Origin of the sequence: Arthrobacter sp. SLBN-53, from assembly GCF_006715585.1 — a bacterium.
GTDB lineage: Bacteria > Actinomycetota > Actinomycetes > Mycobacteriales > Mycobacteriaceae > Mycobacterium > Mycobacterium neoaurum_A.
In genome coordinates this window covers 4,551,817-4,569,546 of record NZ_VFNN01000001.1, presented here as the reverse complement: position 1 = coordinate 4,569,546, position 17,730 = coordinate 4,551,817, and the positions used below count along the sequence as shown (strand labels likewise).

At 65.2% G+C, this 17,730-nt stretch carries 21 protein-coding genes; 9 read left to right on the top strand and 12 right to left on the bottom strand.

The annotated features are described in order from the left end of the window. Nucleotides 1-194 precede the first annotated feature (194 nt). Entirely contained in the window at nt 195-953 is a 759-nt protein-coding gene (locus FBY28_RS21915) for a TetR/AcrR family transcriptional regulator (RefSeq protein WP_141869353.1), read from the bottom strand. A gap of 151 nt (nt 954-1,104) precedes the next feature. Here FBY28_RS21915 and FBY28_RS21910 point away from each other — a divergent pair, with 151 nt between their 5' ends. The 3 genes from FBY28_RS21910 (at nt 1,105) to FBY28_RS21900 (ending at nt 3,287) form a co-directional block, all read left to right on the top strand. Next, a complete protein-coding gene (locus FBY28_RS21910) occupies nt 1,105-2,289 on the top strand; it encodes a geranylgeranyl reductase family protein (protein WP_141869352.1) in 1,185 nt (394 codons plus the stop codon). A gap of 90 nt (nt 2,290-2,379) precedes the next feature. After that, entirely contained in the window at nt 2,380-2,796 is a 417-nt protein-coding gene (locus tag FBY28_RS21905; RefSeq protein WP_141869351.1) for a VOC family protein, read from the top strand. 125 nt (nt 2,797-2,921) lie between these two features. After that, on the top strand, nt 2,922-3,287 hold the full coding sequence (locus FBY28_RS21900; protein WP_141869350.1) for a cupin domain-containing protein: 366 nt from the start codon (nt 2,922-2,924) through the stop codon (nt 3,285-3,287). 22 nt (nt 3,288-3,309) lie between these two features. On the opposite strand, the gene FBY28_RS21895 is transcribed toward FBY28_RS21900, so the two are convergent. After that, complete coding sequence (locus tag FBY28_RS21895) at nt 3,310-4,011, bottom strand: LysR family substrate-binding domain-containing protein (RefSeq protein WP_141869349.1); 702 nt, start codon at nt 4,009-4,011, stop codon at nt 3,310-3,312. Between the two features lie 28 nt (nt 4,012-4,039). On the opposite strand from FBY28_RS21895, the gene FBY28_RS21890 reads away from it, so the two are divergent. Further along, nucleotides 4,040-4,417 carry a DUF5997 family protein gene (locus FBY28_RS21890; protein WP_141869348.1) on the top strand — a complete coding sequence of 126 codons (378 nt, stop codon included), beginning with the start codon at nt 4,040-4,042 and terminating at the stop codon, nt 4,415-4,417. A gap of 12 nt (nt 4,418-4,429) precedes the next feature. Here the strand turns inward: FBY28_RS21890 and FBY28_RS21885 are convergent, their stop codons facing one another. Beyond that, entirely contained in the window at nt 4,430-4,675 is a 246-nt protein-coding gene (locus FBY28_RS21885; RefSeq protein WP_141869347.1) for a hypothetical protein, read from the bottom strand. Between the two features lie 63 nt (nt 4,676-4,738). Next, nucleotides 4,739-5,341 (bottom strand): nucleotidyltransferase domain-containing protein, encoded by a 603-nt coding sequence (locus FBY28_RS21880; RefSeq protein ID WP_141869346.1) that lies wholly within the window; start codon nt 5,339-5,341, stop codon nt 4,739-4,741. 389 nt (nt 5,342-5,730) lie between these two features. Between FBY28_RS21880 and FBY28_RS21875 the strand changes: the two genes are divergently transcribed. After that, nucleotides 5,731-7,092, top strand: coding sequence for an ABC1 kinase family protein (locus tag FBY28_RS21875; protein WP_216847890.1), 1,362 nt, complete (start codon nt 5,731-5,733; stop codon nt 7,090-7,092). Here FBY28_RS21875 and FBY28_RS21870 read toward each other — a convergent pair. The 8 genes from FBY28_RS21870 to FBY28_RS21835 form a co-directional block, all read right to left on the bottom strand. Next, on the bottom strand, nt 7,089-7,700 hold the full coding sequence (locus FBY28_RS21870; RefSeq protein WP_019514560.1) for a TetR/AcrR family transcriptional regulator: 612 nt from the start codon (nt 7,698-7,700) through the stop codon (nt 7,089-7,091). The genes FBY28_RS21875 and FBY28_RS21870 overlap by 4 nt on opposite strands. After that, nucleotides 7,693-8,388, bottom strand: a complete 696-nt coding sequence (locus FBY28_RS21865; RefSeq protein WP_216847889.1) for a TetR/AcrR family transcriptional regulator — start codon at nt 8,386-8,388, stop codon at nt 7,693-7,695. The genes FBY28_RS21870 and FBY28_RS21865 overlap by 8 nt, the downstream gene beginning before the upstream one ends. A 63-nt stretch (nt 8,389-8,451) precedes the next feature. Further along, on the bottom strand, nt 8,452-9,000 hold the full coding sequence (locus tag FBY28_RS25815; RefSeq protein ID WP_160145520.1) for a helix-turn-helix domain-containing protein: 549 nt from the start codon (nt 8,998-9,000) through the stop codon (nt 8,452-8,454). An 888-nt stretch (nt 9,001-9,888) separates the two neighbouring features. After that, a complete protein-coding gene (locus tag FBY28_RS21855; RefSeq protein ID WP_141869344.1) occupies nt 9,889-10,245 on the bottom strand; it encodes a hypothetical protein in 357 nt (118 codons plus the stop codon). Between the two features lie 167 nt (nt 10,246-10,412). Continuing rightward, nucleotides 10,413-12,581: a class 1b ribonucleoside-diphosphate reductase subunit alpha gene (gene nrdE, locus FBY28_RS21850; RefSeq protein ID WP_141869343.1), complete on the bottom strand. Its 2,169-nt coding sequence runs from the start codon at nt 12,579-12,581 to the stop codon at nt 10,413-10,415. Then, nucleotides 12,548-13,006, bottom strand: coding sequence for a class Ib ribonucleoside-diphosphate reductase assembly flavoprotein NrdI (gene nrdI, locus FBY28_RS21845; protein ID WP_030135821.1), 459 nt, complete (start codon nt 13,004-13,006; stop codon nt 12,548-12,550). Before nrdI ends, nrdE begins: the two co-directional genes overlap by 34 nt. 30 nt (nt 13,007-13,036) lie before the next feature. Continuing rightward, a complete protein-coding gene (gene nrdH / locus FBY28_RS21840) occupies nt 13,037-13,279 on the bottom strand; it encodes a glutaredoxin-like protein NrdH (protein WP_141869342.1) in 243 nt (80 codons plus the stop codon). Between the two features lie 431 nt (nt 13,280-13,710). Beyond that, nucleotides 13,711-14,247: an NADPH-dependent FMN reductase gene (locus FBY28_RS21835; RefSeq protein ID WP_141869341.1), complete on the bottom strand. Its 537-nt coding sequence runs from the start codon at nt 14,245-14,247 to the stop codon at nt 13,711-13,713. A gap of 88 nt (nt 14,248-14,335) precedes the next feature. On the opposite strand from FBY28_RS21835, the gene FBY28_RS21830 reads away from it, so the two are divergent. Genes FBY28_RS21830 through FBY28_RS25810 form a run of 4 tightly spaced genes read left to right on the top strand, consistent with a single transcriptional unit; the run spans nt 14,336 to nt 17,694 of the window. Beyond that, nucleotides 14,336-14,944, top strand: coding sequence for a TetR/AcrR family transcriptional regulator (locus FBY28_RS21830; RefSeq protein ID WP_141869340.1), 609 nt, complete (start codon nt 14,336-14,338; stop codon nt 14,942-14,944). Then, nucleotides 14,941-15,981 carry a DNA polymerase IV gene (locus FBY28_RS21825; RefSeq protein ID WP_174241703.1) on the top strand — a complete coding sequence of 347 codons (1,041 nt, stop codon included), beginning with the start codon at nt 14,941-14,943 and terminating at the stop codon, nt 15,979-15,981. Before FBY28_RS21830 ends, FBY28_RS21825 begins: the two co-directional genes overlap by 4 nt. Beyond that, nucleotides 15,975-17,129, top strand: coding sequence for an AAA family ATPase (locus FBY28_RS21820; protein ID WP_141869339.1), 1,155 nt, complete (start codon nt 15,975-15,977; stop codon nt 17,127-17,129). The genes FBY28_RS21825 and FBY28_RS21820 overlap by 7 nt, the downstream gene beginning before the upstream one ends. 49 nt (nt 17,130-17,178) lie before the next feature. Next, nucleotides 17,179-17,694: a hypothetical protein gene (locus FBY28_RS25810; RefSeq protein ID WP_160145519.1), complete on the top strand. Its 516-nt coding sequence runs from the start codon at nt 17,179-17,181 to the stop codon at nt 17,692-17,694. Nucleotides 17,695-17,730 lie beyond the last annotated feature (36 nt).

The following is a 17,730-nucleotide window of genomic DNA, read 5'->3' as shown; positions in this document are numbered from 1 at the left end:
TCAATCCGCACATCTAGTGATTGCGTGTCGCGACGTGCGGGATGCTCCTCTAAAAGACCAAGCCACCGTCGGGCAGTCCCGTCAGCGCAACTGTGCTGATCGGGAACACCCCGACCGAATCCTCTTGGCGCCCACAACGAGTACCGGTGCAGCCGCGCCGCCGGCGAAAATCTGATCCATCCAGAAACTTCAACTCACGCGACGGGCTGGCTGCCGGGTTGACTGACGTCCTGGCGCCGCACCGCATCGTGGATCGGCTGGTCAGGGTCGATCTCGACGCCCATCAGCTCGGCGGTCCCGTTGACCGCGCCCATCATGATCGTCGTCATATGCGCCACGAAGTCCTCGGCGGGCATCCGGCGGCTGTTGTCATCGTTGCCCGCAAGCCACCAGTCGGTGGCCGAGGCCGCGGTGCCGAACAGCGCGAACGCCGCCAGTTCGAACACCTCGGGCTTGAGGTTCATGTCCTTGAGTTCACCGCTGACCATCTCGGCGATCGCCAGCGTGATGTCCCGACCGCGGTTGACGGTGGACATGGCGGCCGCCGAATGGTCGGCGAACCGGCCCTGCAGCAGGAAACGGACCACGTTCGGATGCTGGTCGACCAGCTCGACGTAGTGCTCGACGGCACGACCGATCACCTGACGTGCGGAGTCGGATTCGATATCGATCGAGGGGATGACGGCCGCGTACAACATGTCGCGCATACGCTCGCCGATCTGGGCGAACATATCGGACTTGTCGGTGAAGTGCCGGTAGATCTTCGGCTTCGCGGTCCCCGCCTCTTCGGCGATCTCCCGCACGCTGACGTTGGGCCCGAGCCGGTCGATGGCGCGGAATGCCGCCTCGACGATCTCCGCGCGGACCTTCTTGCGGTGCTCGCGCCATCGCTCGCTGCGCGCGTCAACCTTCACCCCAGGCTGCCCGGTGAGCGGAATGGATGGTCTACGCACCCGTCCACTGTACCGGGAGGGTTCGCTGACCTGCTCGGACAGCCCCGCATCGCCCGGCCGACAGTACCCACCGAGGCTTTGCTCGCGCGACAGTCGGCGAACCTTGCGAGTAGCATCGCCATGTCATGCCCACACTCACCGAGACGAGCGAATGACAGCCCGATATGACGTAGTGATCGCAGGTGGCGGCCCTTCCGGCTCGGCCGCCGCGTGGCAGGCCGCCCAGACCGGTGCCCGCGTGGTGGTGCTGGACAAGGCCGAGTTCCCGCGGTCCAAACCCTGCGGTGACGGGTTGACGGCCCGCGCCGTCAGTTACCTGCAGAAGATGGGCCTGGCAGACGAGGTCGCGACCTATCACCGGGTCAACAAGGTCACCGTCTACAGCCCGAGCGCCTGGGAACTGTCGTTCCCCCGCCGACCGGGGATGCCCGACCACGGACACACCGTGGCTCGCGAGCACCTGGACACCGTGCTGCTCAAGCACGCCGAGTCCGCCGGTGCCGAGATCCGCCAGGGCGCCGAGGTGGCCGGACCCGAGATGGACGCCAGTGGCCGGGTCGTCGGCGTCGTTCTGAAAAGCGGCGAGAAGGTGCTCGGCGACGCGGTGATCGCCGCTGACGGTGCCTACTCCCCCATCAAGCGTGCGCTGAAGATCGATTCGGACTACAACGGCTACTCCGCGATCGCGATCCGGTCCGAGATGCACCTCAACCGGCCCGACAACGACAGCCTCGACATCTATCTCAAGCTGTTGTTCCAGGGCGACCAGCTGCCCGGGTACGGGTGGGTGTTCCCGATGGGCAACAACGTCTTCAACATCGGTTTGGGATATGTGAACAGCTACAAGAACTGGCAGGCCATCAACGCCACCCAGTTCCTCGGCGAGTTCCTGCGCAGCCTGCCTGCGGAGTGGGAAGCGCCGCCCATCGAAGAGCTCAAGAAGAACAAGAGCGTGCGCGCGTGGCGCCTGCCGATGGGCTTCACCGCCTGGCCGCCGTGGCGTCCCGGTGTGCTGTTCACCGGCGATTCACTGGGCGCGGGCAAGCCCGCTTCGGGTGCGGGCATCTCCAAGGCCCTGGAATCGGGGCTGGCCGCCGGAGAGTGTGCGCTCGCCGCGCTGAACAACGGCGGGCCCGACGATTTCACCAACTACGCCCAGCGCATGGAAGCGGCGTGGGGCAAGGAGTATCGCCGTGGCCGGTACATGCACAAGCTGATCGGCTACCCGAAGCTCGCCGATGCCGGCATCAAGCTCATCGACAATGCCGCGTTCCGGGATCGGATGCTCAAGGCGCTGTACAAGAAGGCCCAGGGTCCGCAGCACTCGATCAAGTAGACGTCGGTGGCCTCGGGTGGACCGAGGCCACGGGCGATCGGACGAACCGTGACACCGGATGTGTCGGCGTACGTGCGTAGCCTTCGGCAGATGGAACAGCGCATCAGCCTGATCACCCTCGGTGTAGACGATCTGGACAGGGCCCGCGGGTTCTACGAGCAGGGGCTTGGTTGGAAGCCCGCCTCCGCGCCCGGCGGGGTGGTCTTCTACCAGCTTCCCGGCATCGCGCTGGGGCTGTTCGGGCGCGCGGAACTGGCCGCGGACGCCCAGCATCAGGTCGACGGCCGGTTCTCCGGCATCACCATCGCCATCAATCAGCGCTCCGAGGCCGATGTCGATGCCGTGCTGGAGCAGGCTGCCGCCGCCGGCGGCACCATCCTCAAACCTGCCGAAAAGGTGTTCTGGGGTGGTTACTCCGGCTACTTCGCCGATCTGGACGGCCACGTCTGGGAGGTCGCGCTCAACCCGGACTGGACCATCAATGACGATGGCACGCTGACGATTTGAGCTGTCCCTACCCCAGGGTCGCGAGATTCGCCGGGCACGTGTTGCGACAGTGCCGCCACGTACACTCATCGACGCAGTAGATCAGCTGGTCTCAGGACCATTTCCGCGGTGAATGGAGAAATGCAGTGGTGCGTGCCAACCCGAGGATGCAGAAGGCTCGCCTTGCCGACATCCCGAGCGATGTCCACGGTTTGATCTCCAAGCGCACCGCCGAGCTGGACGGCGTCTCGGTCACCGAAGTGACCTTCGCGCGGGGCGCGCGGTGGTCGAATGACCTGAAGGATTATGCGGGCACCGAATTGTGCGAACTACCGCACGTCGCCTTGGTGCTGGCCGGCAAGCTTGCGGTCCGCATGACCGACGGCACGGAGGACATCTTCTCCGCCGGGGATGTGATGCTGTTACCGCCCGGCCACGACGCGTGGACCGTCGGCGAGCACGATTGTGTCTTCGTCGAATTCTCCCGAGGCAACGACTACTACTCGGCCTGACCCGTGCCCAGCGGTTCGGTGCTCACCGGCGCCCACGCTTGACGGGTTTACGCGCGGTTTTGCCTGCCGCCGCGCGCGCGGCTTGCTTGGCCAGTGTCTTCTCACGCGCGGTGCGCTTGGGTGCCGGTTCGGCGCGACCTCTCGACGAGCTCGATTTACGCCCACGCACGATGCCGATGAATTCCTCGACCAGCGGGGTCTGTTCACCGTCGGGAAAAGCGAGCGCCACCGGGCAGGCGGGCGCGTCCGATATCGGCCGATAGCTGAGGTCCTTGCGGTGGTGCAGCCGCGCCAGCGATTGCGGCACAACCAACAACCCCATCCCGGCGGCGACGAGTTCCGTTGCGTCCTTGGTGGTTTCCGGCCGGTGCTCCACGGGAAGGCCGGCCGACCAGCCGACGACATCGTCGAGCGGTATGACGACGGGTTCATCGGCCAGATCGGCGGCAGAGACCTCGTCGAGGGCTGTCAGCAGGTGGTCGGCCGGTAGCACCACCACCGTGGTCTCGGCATAGAGCGGGATGACCGCCAACCCACCGGGGTCGGCGGGCGGTCGCAACAATGCGACGTCGACGGCCCGCGTTCGCACGGCGTCGGCCGCATCCGCCGCCTCCACGGCGCTCAGCCGCAAGGCGATATCGGGATGACGCTCGGTCCACACCCGTGCCCACTTCGCCGGGGTCGCGCCGGGGATGTACCCGACGGCAAGGCTGGGCTGGGTCACCTGGTCAGGCTACCGATACGCTGGATTCATGAGTAGGCAGAACACGCAGTCCATGAAGTCCGCCACCGCGGCCAAGAAGTTGGATGTCTACCTGCCTGCCACCCCGGCGGAGTTCCAGGAGAACACCATCACCCGTGCCGAGCTCGCCGCTCTGCAGGAGGACCCGCCGCAGTGGCTGAAGGACCTTCGCAAGAACGGGCCGCACCCGAAGAATCTGGTCGCCGCCAAGTTGGGTGTATCCATCGCGGGCTTGGCGCGCGGCGGTGTCACCGAAGCCTTGACCACCGAGCAGATCAACGCACTCCTGGAGGACAAGCCGGACTGGTTGATCGCCGAGCGCGAGAGTTTCCAGAATGTGTTGACCGAGGAGCGTCGAATCAAAGCGCAGCGCGCCACCCAACGCTAGCGGGCCGACGGCCTACCTGATCGGTGTGACGACAGCCCGCTTGCGTCCCTTCACGAAGTACGCCAGCGGCAGAACGCCCGAGGATGTCACCAACCCGAGCGCGGCACGCCAGAGCCAGCGCGGCCCGTTGACCTGTTGAGCGTCACGGGCAGAGAGATCGCGCAGCGCCGCGGCCCGCAGCCCCGCATCGAGCACCGCCAGAACAACGATCAGCGCCTTGCCCGCCGGATGCAGGTCCTTCCACAACTTGCCCGCCACGCTGACTCCACCTTTCCTTCACCGACTCGACTACCAACCTACCAATGGTGGATGTGGCAGCCCTCAGAGCGCATCGATCCAGTGGTGACCGGGATGTACCTGAGTCAGCCAGCCGCGCAACCGGTCTCGTCGCGATGAACTCAATTCCGGAAGCACCCGCGCGAAGTCGGCTTCGTCCTTGTCGCGTACATGCTTGGCCTTGAACAGCAGCGCGACCTCGGGAATGAGATAGGGCACCCCGGCGGGGGTTCGCAGAATGAGCTCCACGTAGTCGAGGGTGATGTTCGGATCGCGTCGGCACACCCAACGACCCTCGGTATGCGGCTCGCGAAAGACATCGAGCCGGAAGCAGTCTTGCTCGACGTCCCACAGCCACGTCTGGAAGTGCCGGTCGAGATGACGCGGGTACGGCCAGATCCGCCCGTCCCCGGCCACCTTCCACTGAAATCCCGGAAGGGCAGCCACGATCTCGTCGAAGCGGGCTGCCGGAACGGCGATCTCAAGGTCTTCATGCGTGCGGGTGACCTCACCGACAAAAAGGTCCAGTGCCCAGCCTGCTGCCACCGCCCATGGCGCATCGACGAATACGAGCCGTTGAGCCACCTCGGCAGGAGTCCAGGGTTCCCAGTCACCCCGCGCCACCGCCCCGTCTTCTTCCACACCCACCGGTCTCTCCCCGCCGACACGAATTGCGTGGCGGCAGTCGCCGCTGCCCCACGAGGCTATTGGCGGCGCACCGCCCGGCGCGAGGCGGAAAAGCCTGCGGGCGCACTGATCAAGTGCGGGTAGCATTGCGCCAACGGTTGCCGACCACGCGGAGAACGTACGGCAACGGGACTTCGTGGCAACAGTGCACCGTTGGGGGGTATTGCGCAGATGGTGATTGTTGTGCACGTGGAGCCCAGAAGGACCGAGACGGGCCGTCCGAAGAACGAAGCGGCCGGCACGTTCAGCAACAATCTCTGCGTCTCCGCCGGGTCGACGAGGTCGTTAACTGAGATTCGCCGATTGCACGGGGCACCCGCGTGAAGGGCTCCCCGAAGAGCGCGTCCCGGGTGAGCCGCACAACACAGTTGGGCAAGGTCGCCGCCCGGCAGGCGGCCCGCCATGCCGTCGATGCCGCGCGTCGACCATTTCAATCCGAGGAGGAGCAAGCTCGCGCGCGTGACGAGCAGATGCTGCGGCTCGCCGACGATTTGGTGGAGACCTTGGGCAGTATGCGCGGGGCGGCGATGAAGCTGGGGCAGATCATTTCGGTACTCAACTTCGGACTCAGTTCCCAAGAATCGCGCGCCGAATTCAGCCGCCGCCTGGAGCCGCTGTTCAACGCCGCACCTCCGGTCCCCAACGCCACCATGTTCAAGCTCATCGACAAGGAGATCAGCCCGTCCAGCCGGCGGTTGCTCGCGCACATCGACGAGGTGCCGGTGGCCACCGCATCGCTCGGACAGGTCTACCGAGGCACCCTGAGCGACGGACGCGCTGTGGCGGTCAAGATTCAGTACCCGTTCGCGCGGGACGCGGTGCGGGCCGATCTGAAGAACATGGCCATGCTTGTTCGGTTGCGCCGACCCTTCTATCCGGTACCCGGTCTCGATGAGGTGATGCAGGAGGTACGCCAACAGATCGAATCCGAGCTCGACTACCGGTTGGAACTGGACAATCATCGCTCGGTCTACGAGAGCAACCGCGAGCATCCGGTGTTCGCCATACCGGAGCCGATAGACGAGCTGTGTTCGGCGCGCATTCTGGTGACCGAATACGTCGAAGGGCGGGCGCTGCACACGTTCTCACCGACCGACCAGGCCGATCGCGATCGTCTCGGTGAGGCGATCTATCGCTTCTACGCAGGCAACATCTACACCACCGGTCGGTTCTGCGCAGACCCGCATCCGGGCAACATCTTGGTCCTCGAGGACGGCCGTCTGGCCTTTCTCGACTTCGGCCTCTACGTTCGCATGTCCCCCGGCGATCTGGACTGCCAGCGCTCGATCCTGGCCGCCGCAATGAAGGGTGACGCCGCCACCGTGCATGACCTGACGCGCCTGGCGGGGTTCCTCGCCGACGCCGAGGCGATGCCGCCCGAGATGACGATGGATTACATGCATGCGGTCGCCGGGTGGTACCTGTTACCCGGCGTCGCCCAGATCACCGAGAAGGTGGCGTACAAGGCCCTGTCGCAGGCAATGCTGCCACGGTCCGATTTCCGGGACGGCATCTTCTCCCAACGGATGCTCGGACCGCATGCGTTCGCCCGGCGCACGGAGATGAGTGTCTGCGCGCTGTTGGGAACACTTCAATCGGCCAACAACTGGCATGACATCGCCTCCGAGTGGGCATTCGGCCATCCGCCGGCTACCGAGATGGGCCGGGCGATAGCCGAGTACGAGGACGCAGCGCGTCGAGGCCGGCCTTAGCCTGCGGGCAAGACTGCGGGGAGTCCGCCCAGCAGATAGTTCGCGACGAAAGTGCTGATCTCGTCGACATCGAACGGCTCGCCGGAACCCAGCAGAACCGGCGAAGCGGCCTGGGTGAGCGTCGATACCACGAGCTGACCGGCCCACACCATGTTGATCGGTACATCAGACCGTAGCCACTCCCGCTCGGCAGCGATCGAGAGGATATCGGTCACCTGAGCACTGAGCTGACGATAGCCGCCGAGCATGGCCTTGAGCGCGTCGGCATCGACGCCGGGTGCGGCGAGAATGACGAAGGACAACAACTCGGCATGGTCGACGGCATGCTGTAACGCTCTGCGTACCAGCGCGTGAAATTCGTCGACGAAGGCGTCCCGATCGGCCACCGCCGACCAGTCGCGATCGACGAAGACAGCGGCCCCAAGGTCATCCAGGGAACGAATCATGATCGCATCCAGCAGGTCACGCTTGTTTCGGAAGGACCCGTAGAACGTGCCTCGACTCACCCCGCACTCGGCGACGATATCGTCGACGTCGACATCGCGGTAACCACGCTCCAAGAACAGTGCCACCGCCGCCTCGTACAGTTGCCGCGCGCGATCAGGCATTGTCGTTTCCCCCGGTGTCCTCGTCGACCCGCCCGAGGAGCCCGTCCGTGGCAACCGATTTCATCATCGAGAGGAACTCGGCCCGCATGGTCGCGGTGCCGTCACCGGCCAGCGACATCGCCAGACCCGGTCCGGCCATTCCCACGATCATCCGGCTCAACATCTTCCACACGTCGCGGTCTGCGCTGCTCTCCGGCGCGAACCGCTCGAACAATTGCGCTACGCCGGAATCGATCAGGCCGAGTAGACCGATTACCCGCCAGCGCAATTCGGCGTCGATCGCGCTGCTTTCGACGGTCAGCACACGAATGATGGCCGGATCTTCATCCACCAGCGCGAACAACCGCGAGCCAAAAGCGGTGATCAGCTCCAACGGCTCGCGGTCCGTGGCTTCAATCTCGTCGACAACGGAGTCGACGTTGAGCGCTGCGATCGCCTTGGTCACCGCGTAGTCGAAGATGCGGTCGACCAGTTCACGCTTGCTGTCGAAGTACCGGTAGAGAGTTCCGTTGGACACCTGCGCGTGCCGAGCCACGTCGGACATCAACGTGCGCTCGTAACCTTTTTCGGTCAGCACCGCATACGCGGACTCGATGATGGCGTTGCGTCGCTCCTCCTGGAGCTGCGGATTCGGCGGGCGACCGCGGACGCGCCGCCCCTCTCCCGCGGATCCGCTTGACCGACGCACCGGCAAAGAGTACACGCTCGGGTACCGAGGCTGAGGACGACTGCACATACTGCGGCCGGTCGACTATCCCGCTTCAGCCCGATCCGCAGTACCCTCGCCGAGAACTATCGCCGAGCGGGCCTCGGCCGCGGCCAGAAGCTCGTCGCTCAACTCCGCAGGCAGATCGAGCAGCCCGGATACGACGCGGCGCACGAGTGGGTCGCGCGCCACGCTGAGCCAGTAGAGATCCTCGTCCACCTGCCGTTGATACCCGCCGCCGGGCGCCAGAAAGTAGTCGGCACGTACGCCGAAGAATTCGGCGATGGCATCGATGGTCGCGCGCGACGGATTGATCCGGCGGCCCAGCCGAAGCTGTGACAGGTACGGCGCCGAGAGCAAATGGCCCCGTATTGACAACTCCTGCAGCATTTCTCGGCTCGTGTATGGCCCTCGCCAAAGCGGGTACACAACCTCGAATAGGCGGTTCAGCCGGTCGGCGAAGTCATCGCGCGGGCCGGCCGCTCCCTCGGGTGTCGGCCTTTTCCATTTCGACGAACGAATGACGTTCCCGTTGCGCGCACTCACCAGATTCCCGTTCCCTTGACGATCGACCTTGACTGCTGCCGTCGCCATCGTTCGATCGCGTCGGCTTGACGCCCGCCGCCGGACGAAAGAGGCAGCGGGACAACCGAGCACACCTTGCGCCGCGCACGGAGCGGCTGAGCGGGCAGACAGGTCCCCCGCGCGCAGTGTTCGAGTGCGTGGACCACGGCCACCGAAGGCAACATCACCGGTCGCCCGTTCCATCCGCAGGTGCATGAAGACACCCAGTGAAAGGAGTCGAGTCGCGCGACCGAGGCGTGATGCCGCTCCCCGGCCGGTGCCACAGCGGGGTCGGCAACCCGACGCACCGGCAACGAGATCACCGAACGTGGCGCACGATCTTCTTTCCGACCCGGCGTTACCATGATTCACCTACAGGCGTTACAGGACAGATGATGTCGTGTTGCGTGAGTGTCGATGAGGGCACGTGGCCGTCCTTTCCAGGCGAAGCGAACGAAGAGATCCCTGGCGGCAATCCCGGAGCTGCACACGGGACCGGTTCGCCGCCACCGTCGAATGACTCAGAGGGCGTGGCGGTTCAGGCAGTGTTCCGGGCGTTGTTCACGGCACGCGCAGTCGTGAGAGACCGCATCCGTACGCGTGCGTGACGGCCGTGCCACACCCCCCAAGGTGCCGACCACGACGACGACGCAGGCGCACAGCACAACAACGCCCACGGTCATCATGTGGTCGCACCGCAGCACGGCCGCCACCGCGATGACCAGCCTGCACACATCTCGACCATCGCGCCCCCCTGACACGAACCCCAACCCCGGCGCATCCGACCTTCGACCGTCTGCACCGCCTACAAGATCAGCCTGACATATAGGTGACTGACCTGTCAATCGTTTAACGTCAGGGTCGCGCCGGAGCCGGAGCTGACCCCCGTGACCTGCGACTGGACCGACTCAGCGATACCTAGTGCGCCGATCCCGGACCGGCGGGCGGATACGGTGGCTGGGCCGGCGGATACGACGGCTGGGCCGGCGGCCACTGCGGACCGGGCGGCGGCGGGTACTGCTCCTGCGGATACCGCCAGGCCGTTCCGTCCCAGTACGGTTGCGGCTGCTGGCCCTGCTGGGGATGACTCCATGCGCTCCCATCCCAGTACGGCTGCGGGGATCGAGCGAGCTGCCCACGGCGGCGACGCTTGCGGATCAAATGCACGATGCCCCAGATGATCAGGCCCAGGATCAGCAACCTGCCGATGACCAGGCCGATCACACGTGCAGGATCGGAATCATCTGCCAGCACCATCACCAAGTCGGTAGTCACGGTGTCCCCCTCACCGGCGCGGCTGATGTGGCGCCGCACGTGGTGTCAGCCTAACCGCCGCATCACACCGCCGATGTCGGCAATTTTTCGCGGCCGCCGACGAGTTGCCCGAAAACGAAAGGCGGGCCGGGGGATAGCTCCCCGGCCCGCCGATCAGTCGACTCAACTCACAGCATGCAGGACACGCAGCCCTCCACCTCGGTGCCCTCCAGTGCCATCTGGCGAAGTCGGATGTAGTACAGCGTCTTGATCCCCTTGCGCCATGCGTAGATCTGCGCCTTGTTGACATCGCGGGTGGTCGCGGTGTCCTTGAAGAACAGCGTCAGCGAAAGCCCTTGATCCACATGCTGAGTCGCTGCGGCGTAGGTGTCGATGATCTTCTCGTACCCGATCTCGTAGGCATCCTGGTAGTACTCCAGGTTGTCATTGGTCAGGTATGGCGCCGGGTAGTAGACGCGACCGATCTTGCCTTCCTTGCGGATCTCGATCTTCGACGCGACCGGGTGGATCGACGATGTCGAATGGTTGATGTAGCTGATCGAACCCGTCGGCGGGACCGCCTGCAGATTCTGGTTGTAGATGCCGTGGGTCTGCACCGACTCCTTCAGCCGCTTCCAGTCGTCCTGGGTCGGGATGCGGATACCGGCATCGGCGAAGAGCGTGCGCACCTTGTCGGTGGCGGGCTCCCAAACCTGATCGGTGTACTTGTCGAAGAACTCCCCCGACTTGTACTTGGATTTCTCGAATCCACCGAATGCCCGGCCGCGTTCGATCGCGAGCCGGTTGGAGGCACGAATCGCGTGGTAGAGCACGGTGTAGAAGTAGATGTTGGTGAAATCCACACCTTCTTCGGAGCCGTACATGATCCGCTCGCGCGCCAGGTATCCGTGCAGGTTCATCTGGCCGAGGCCGATGGCATGCGACTCGTTGTTGCCCTGCTCGATCGAGGGCACCGACCAGATGTGGGTCTGGTCGCTCACCGCGGTCAGCGCCCGGATGGACACCTCGATGGTCTGGGCGAAATCCGGTGAGTCCATCGCCTTGGCGATGTTGAGCGAACCGAGGTTGCACGAGATGTCCTTGCCCACCTTGGCGTAGGACAGGTCCTCGTTGAACAGCGACGGCGTCGAAACCTGCAGGATTTCCGAGCACAGGTTGGAGTGGGTGATCTTGCCTTCCACCGGGTTGGCACGATTGACCGTGTCCTCGTACATGATGTACGGGTAGCCGGATTCGAATTGCAGTTCGGCCAGTGTCTGGAAGAACTCGCGCGCCTTGATCTTGGTCTTGCGGATCCGACCGTCATTGACCATTTCGTGGTACTTCTCGGTCACCGAGATGTCGGCGAAGGCAACGCCATACACCTTCTCGACGTCGTACGGCGAGAACAGGTACATGTCCTCGTTCTTCTTCGCCAACTCGAAGGTGATGTCCGGGATCACCACGCCCAGCGACAGCGTCTTGATCCGGATCTTCTCGTCGGCGTTCTCTCGTTTCGTGTCGAGGAACCGGTAGATGTCGGGGTGGTGCGCGTGCAGGTACACCGCGCCGGCACCCTGCCGCGCGCCGAGCTGATTGGCGTAGGAGAACGAGTCCTCCAGCAGCTTCATGATCGGGATGACGCCCGAGGACTGGTTTTCGATGTTCTTGATCGGCGCACCGTGCTCGCGAATGTTGCTCAGCAGCAGCGCGACTCCGCCGCCACGCTTGGACAACTGCAACGCCGAGTTGATCGAGCGCCCGATGGACTCCATGTTGTCCTCGATGCGCAGCAGGAAGCAGGAGACCGGCTCGCCGCGCTGCTTCTTGCCCGAGTTCAGAAATGTCGGGGTGGCCGGCTGGAAGCGGCCGTCGATGATCTCGTCGACCAGTTTCTCGGCCAGCGTGGTGTCACCGGCGGCCAGCGTCAGCGCCACCATCACCACGCGGTCCTCGAAGCGCTCCAGGTAACGCTTACCGTCGAACGTCTTCAGGGTGTAGGAGGTGTAGTACTTGAACGCGCCCAGGAACGTCGGGAAGCGGAACTTCTTGGCGTATGCCCGATCCAGCAGACTCTTGACGAAATTGCGGCTGTACTGGTCGAGCACCTCGCGCTCGTAGTACTCCTTCTCGATCAGGTAATCGAGCTTCTCGTCCTGGCTGTGGAAGAACACCGTGTTCTGGTTGACGTGCTGCAGGAAATACTCCCGCGCGGCCTGGACATCCTTGTCGAACTGAATCTTGCCGTCGGCGTCGTACAGATTCAGCATCGCGTTGAGCGCGTGGTAGTCCGTCTCCCCCGGGAGCGCGTGAGCGCCGGTGGTTACAGGTTCTGCAGCTGTGACGGTTGGTGGCACGTCTGGTCCTTCCGGGTTTGAGCCCAAAAATCTGTGAGGCCGGCGCGGACGGCGAAGACGTCGTCCGTCGTGCCCATGAGTTCGAAGCGATAGAGAAATGGAACGCCGCACTTACGAGACACGACGACCCCCGCGTAGCCGAATTCGGCGCCGAAGTTGGTGTTGCCCGCGGCGATGACGCCGCGGATCAACGATCGGTTGTGTTCATTGTTGAGGAAGGCGATCACCTGCTTGGGGACATAGCCCCCGCGGTCAGGATCCGGGCCGTTGGCGTGTCCGCCGCCGTAGGTGGGCAGGACCAGTACGTAGGGCTCGTCGACCTGGATCCGTTCCTTGAGTGGAATCCGGATGGCAGGCAGTTCGAGCTTCTGCACGAAACGATGGGTGTTCTCCGAGACGCTGGAGAAGTAGACGAGGTTGCTCACGTCTGCACTCCTCTCGGTCGACTGGGTGGTCTAGGCGGTGACGGCGGATGCTCCGACCAGCGCCTTGATGCGGTCGGGACGGAATCCGGACCAGTGCTCGTCGCCCGCGACGACGACGGGGGCCTGCAGGTAGCCCAGCGCCATCACGTAGTCGCGGGCCTCGTCGTCGAGGGTGATGTCGATGACGTCATACGCGACGCCCGCTTTGTCCAACGCCTTGTAGGTGGCATTGCACTGCACGCAAGCGGGCTTGGTGTACACGGTGACGTTCATCTAGCGGCTCCTACGCTCGTGCATGACATGGGACGGGCAACTGCTCTGGTTATGTAATTCACTTCAATTCAGCGGTCCGGAGGGCCCGTAAATTCCGGTTCCCCCGGAGTTGGATCCGCGGTGTCCGGCGTGACCGGTACCGGGTGGATCTCGCTCCGCCGGGCCCCTGTGGCGTTGGGGCCTCGCGGTCCGTCAAACACTACACCTAGTGTCCGACAAACCGAAGAGATACAAGATGTTCTGAACCACATTCATGAAATTCCCAGGTAGTAAGCCCCATGGCGTGTCACCGACCGGCGTGTCGCAGATCACATCCGGGGGTGTGTCGCACTCTATCGGCGGGGTCCGACAACCACGCCCCCGCCGCCCGGTCGCCGGAACGACAGAACCGCCCGGGAGCAACGCTCCCGGGCGGTTCTTGTCAAATCGGTTCAGCCGACCTCGGCGACCAGTTTGCCGACCACCTCGCGCACCTGACCGGCGACCTCGGCATGCTCGCGCGGATGCTTACCGTCGAGGGTTGCCGACGGGATCGACAGCTTGAGGTCCTCGACCGCCCGGGGCCCGGCGATCGCCAAAGACTTGCGGGTCTCGTCGTGGGCCCAGACGCCGCCGTACTGACCCAGTGCGGTGCCGATCACGGCGAACGGCTTGCCCTGCAGAGCGCCACTGCCATAGGGACGCGACAACCAGTCGATGGCGTTCTTGAGCACACCGGGGATCGATCCGTTGTACTCCGGGGTGACCACCAGCGCGGCATCGGAGGCAGCGGCGGCTTCGCGGAGCGCCCGCACCGGCTCGGCCACCTCGTCGTTGTCGATGTCCTCGTCGTAGAAGGGCAGTTCGCCGAGGCGATCGAACACCTGGAGCGTCACTCCGTCCGGCGCGGATTCGACAGCCAGCTCGGCGAGCTGCCGATTGATCGACGCCTTCCGCAGGCTTCCGATGAGTACCAGCACATTGGTCATGTTCGAGATTCCTTCCGTCGTCGGGTGATGCTTGCACAGGATAACCGGACCACGGTCCGAATAATTCCGGCTGAGTTAAAGTGCAGGTGTGGGCGCACCCGAACCTCTCAGCGTGTTGCCGCTCTCGTCCGCCGCGCCGGCCGAGCGCGGCGATGCGGCGCGCAATCGCGCCCTGCTCCTGGACGCCGCGCGCCGCCTGATCGCCGAACGCGGGGCCGACGCCGTCTCGATGGACGATGTCGCCGCCGCCGCCGGTGTCGGCAAAGGCACCCTGTTCCGCCGATTCGGCAGCAGGTCCGGTCTGATGATCGTGCTGCTCGACGAGGACGAGATCGCCGAGCAGCAGGCTTTCATGTTCGGCCCTCCCCCGCTCGGGCCAGGTGCCGCGCCGCTGGAACGACTCCAGGCGTACGGACGCAGCCGGCTGCAGTTCGTCCACACCCACCGGGCGCTGCTTTCCGATGCCGCCCGCGACCCGCATACCCGATACAGCTCGCCGGCAACCCTGCACCGCAGCCACATCCGGATGCTGCTTGAATCCGCAGGGACGACAGGCGATCTCGACGCCCAGACCGATGCACTGTTCGATTTGCTCGATGCCGACCGAGTGGGCCACGAGATGACAGACCGCGGCAAGACACTCGAACAACTCGCGGCCGGCTGGGACGACGTGGCCCGCAAACTCTGCGGCACGTGACGACGGACCTGCGCTGGATCCTCCATATAGACCTCGACCAGTTCCTGGCCTCGGTGGAATTGCGTCGCCACCCCGAACTCGTCGGGACACCGGTGATCGTCGGTGGAAGCGGTGACCCGCATGAACCCCGCAAGGTGGTGACCTGCGCCTCCTATGAGGCGCGGGAGTTCGGCGTACACGCCGGCATGCCGTTGCGCGCGGCGGCCCGCAAGTGCCCCGACGCGACGTTCCTGCCCTCGGATCCGCAGACCTACGATGCCGCCTCCGAGCAGGTGATGGGCTTGCTGCGCGATCTCGGCCATCCATTAGAGGTCTGGGGTTGGGACGAGGCCTACCTCGGCGCCGATGTGGCCGATCCGTTCGAGCTCGCCGAACGCATCCGGACCGTCATCGCCGCCGAGACCGGGCTGAGGTGTTCGGTGGGGATCAGCGACAACAAACAGCGGGCGAAAGTCGCCACCGGTTTCGCCAAACCCGATGGCGTATTTGCACTCACCGCGTCGAACTGGACGGCACAGATGGGTGACCGACCCGTCAACGCGCTGTGGGGCGTCGGACCCAAGACCACCAAAAAGCTTGCCGCCATGGGGATATCGACCGTCGCGGATCTCGCTGAAACCGACGCCACGACCCTCACCTCGGCGTTCGGCCCCAGCACCGGCCTGCAACTTCTCCTGCTGGCCAAGGGCGGTGGTGATACCGACATCAGCGCCCAGGCATGGGTGCCACGATCCCGCAGCCACGTCGTCACGTTCGCCCACGATCTGACCGATCGAGCCTATATGGACTCGGCCGTCGTCGATCTGGCGTCCACGACGCTGACGGAGGTCAGCGCGGACGGCCGCACCGTCACCCGGGTCGCGGTCACCGTACGCACCGCCACCTTTTTCACCCGCACCAAAGTCCGCAAGCTGCCCGCACCGGGCAACGACACTGCGGAGATCCAGCGTGTGGCGTTGGCGCTGCTCGACGAATTCGAATTGGACCGTCCCATCCGACTGCTCGGTGTCCGATTGGAACTGGAGATGCCATGCTGAACACGATCGCGGTCCGGGGCTACCGATCGCTGCGCGAAGTCCTGTTGCCGCTGGAACAGCTGACCGTCATCACCGGCGCCAACGGCACCGGCAAGTCCTCGCTGTACCGCGCCCTCATGCTGCTCGCTGATTGCGGCCGCGGGGAGGTCATCGCCTCGTTGGCCCGCGAAGGAGGCCTGCAATCGGCACTGTGGGCCGGACCCGAGCAGACCTCGGGAGCCCGTCGGACCGGAAGCACCCAGGGCACCGTGCGCACCCGCCCGGTATCACTGGAACTCGGCTTCGCCTCGGATGAATTCGGCTATCTGGTCGATCTCGGGATGCCCCAGCACGCCGGGCCGGCCTCGCTGTTCGGCCGCGATCCGGAGATCAAACGCGAGGCCATCTTCGCCGGACCGCGACTGCGGCCGTCCTCGGCGCTGGTCCGCCGCAACGGCCCGCACGCCGACGTTGCCGACGAGACCGGGCGCGGGTTCACCGATCTGTCCCGCGCATTACCGTTGTACCGCAGCGTCCTCGCCGAGTACGCGGGGGCGCTCCCCGAGATCAACGCCGTCCGCAACCGTCTGCGCGACTGGCGCTTCTACGACGGATTCCGCTCCGACGCCGGTGCGCCGGCCCGCCAGCCCAGGGTGGGCACCCGCACGCCGGTCCTCGCCGACGACGGCGCCGACCTGGCCGCCGCGCTACAGACCATCATCGAGCTCGGCGACGGCGAGCTGCAGGGCGCCATAGCCGATGCCTTCGACGGCGCAGGCGTATCGGTGGTCGCCAACGACGGACTTTTCGAGTTGCAGCTGAGCCAGCGCGGAATGCTGCGCCCACTACGGGCCGCGGAGCTCTCGGACGGCACATTGCGTTTCCTGTTGTGGGCCGCCGCGCTGCTCAGTCCCCGACCGCCGTCGCTGATGGTGCTCAACGAGCCCGAAACCTCGCTGCACCCGGACCTGATCCCCGCTCTGGCCGGCATGATCGGAAACGCCGCGGCGGCAACCCAGGTCATCGTCGTCACCCATTCGACCGTCATGCGTGACCGGCTCGATGCGGCCGGTGCGCTGACCGTGGAACTGGTCAAGGAGTGGGGTGAAACCCTCATCGAGGGCCAGACCATGCTGACCGCTCCGCCATGGGACTGGGGTAAACGCTGAGCTGCCATCGACACCACCGTCCACCATCGACCACCTACCATCGACACTCATGAACGAGCGCCCGGGCGACCCGAACGACTACCCGCACGACGACCCCACCCTGTACGCCGACTACAGCGAGCTGGCCGACCCGTATGCCGCCGCCGAACCGGCACAGCCCTGGTACCAGAAGCCGGCGGCCCTTGTCGGCCTCGGAGCGGTCACCGCCGCGATCCTGGCGCTGGCCGGCTACGGGATCTTCAGTGCAATGTCCTCCGAAGACTCCGATTCCGGCCCGGCGACCACCACCACCAGCACGACCACGACCACGGCCGGCGCTCCGGTCGCGCCCGGCACGATCACCGAGACGGTGCCGCCCACGACGGCCACCACCACCTCGACGACCGACCCGACGACGACCACCACCACGACCACGACGACGACGACCACCACCACGACGACCACGCCGAGCACGACCACCACCACGACGACGGTCCCGCCGAGCACGGTCACCGAAACCCGGACCGAAACGCAGACCGTGACCGATTTCGCGCCGCCGCCCGGCGGCGAACTGTCCCCGCCCTGACCTGCTACCGGGTGGGTGGGACCCATCGCCTCGGGG

Coding starts and splice junctions, on each gene's coding strand:
- FBY28_RS21890 (WP_141869348.1), top strand. CDS start 4,040: ATGAGTAGGCAGAACACGCAGTCCATGAAGTCCGCCACCGCGGCCAAG.
- nrdH (WP_141869342.1), bottom strand. CDS start 13,279: ATGAACGTCACCGTGTACACCAAGCCCGCTTGCGTGCAGTGCAATGCC.
- FBY28_RS25810 (WP_160145519.1), top strand. CDS start 17,179: ATGAACGAGCGCCCGGGCGACCCGAACGACTACCCGCACGACGACCCC.
- FBY28_RS25815 (WP_160145520.1), bottom strand. CDS start 9,000: ATGGCGACGGCAGCAGTCAAGGTCGATCGTCAAGGGAACGGGAATCTG.
- FBY28_RS21910 (WP_141869352.1), top strand. CDS start 1,105: ATGACAGCCCGATATGACGTAGTGATCGCAGGTGGCGGCCCTTCCGGC.
- FBY28_RS21835 (WP_141869341.1), bottom strand. CDS start 14,247: ATGACCAATGTGCTGGTACTCATCGGAAGCCTGCGGAAGGCGTCGATC.
- FBY28_RS21820 (WP_141869339.1), top strand. CDS start 15,975: ATGCTGAACACGATCGCGGTCCGGGGCTACCGATCGCTGCGCGAAGTC.
- FBY28_RS21870 (WP_019514560.1), bottom strand. CDS start 7,700: ATGCCTGATCGCGCGCGGCAACTGTACGAGGCGGCGGTGGCACTGTTC.
- FBY28_RS21905 (WP_141869351.1), top strand. CDS start 2,380: ATGGAACAGCGCATCAGCCTGATCACCCTCGGTGTAGACGATCTGGAC.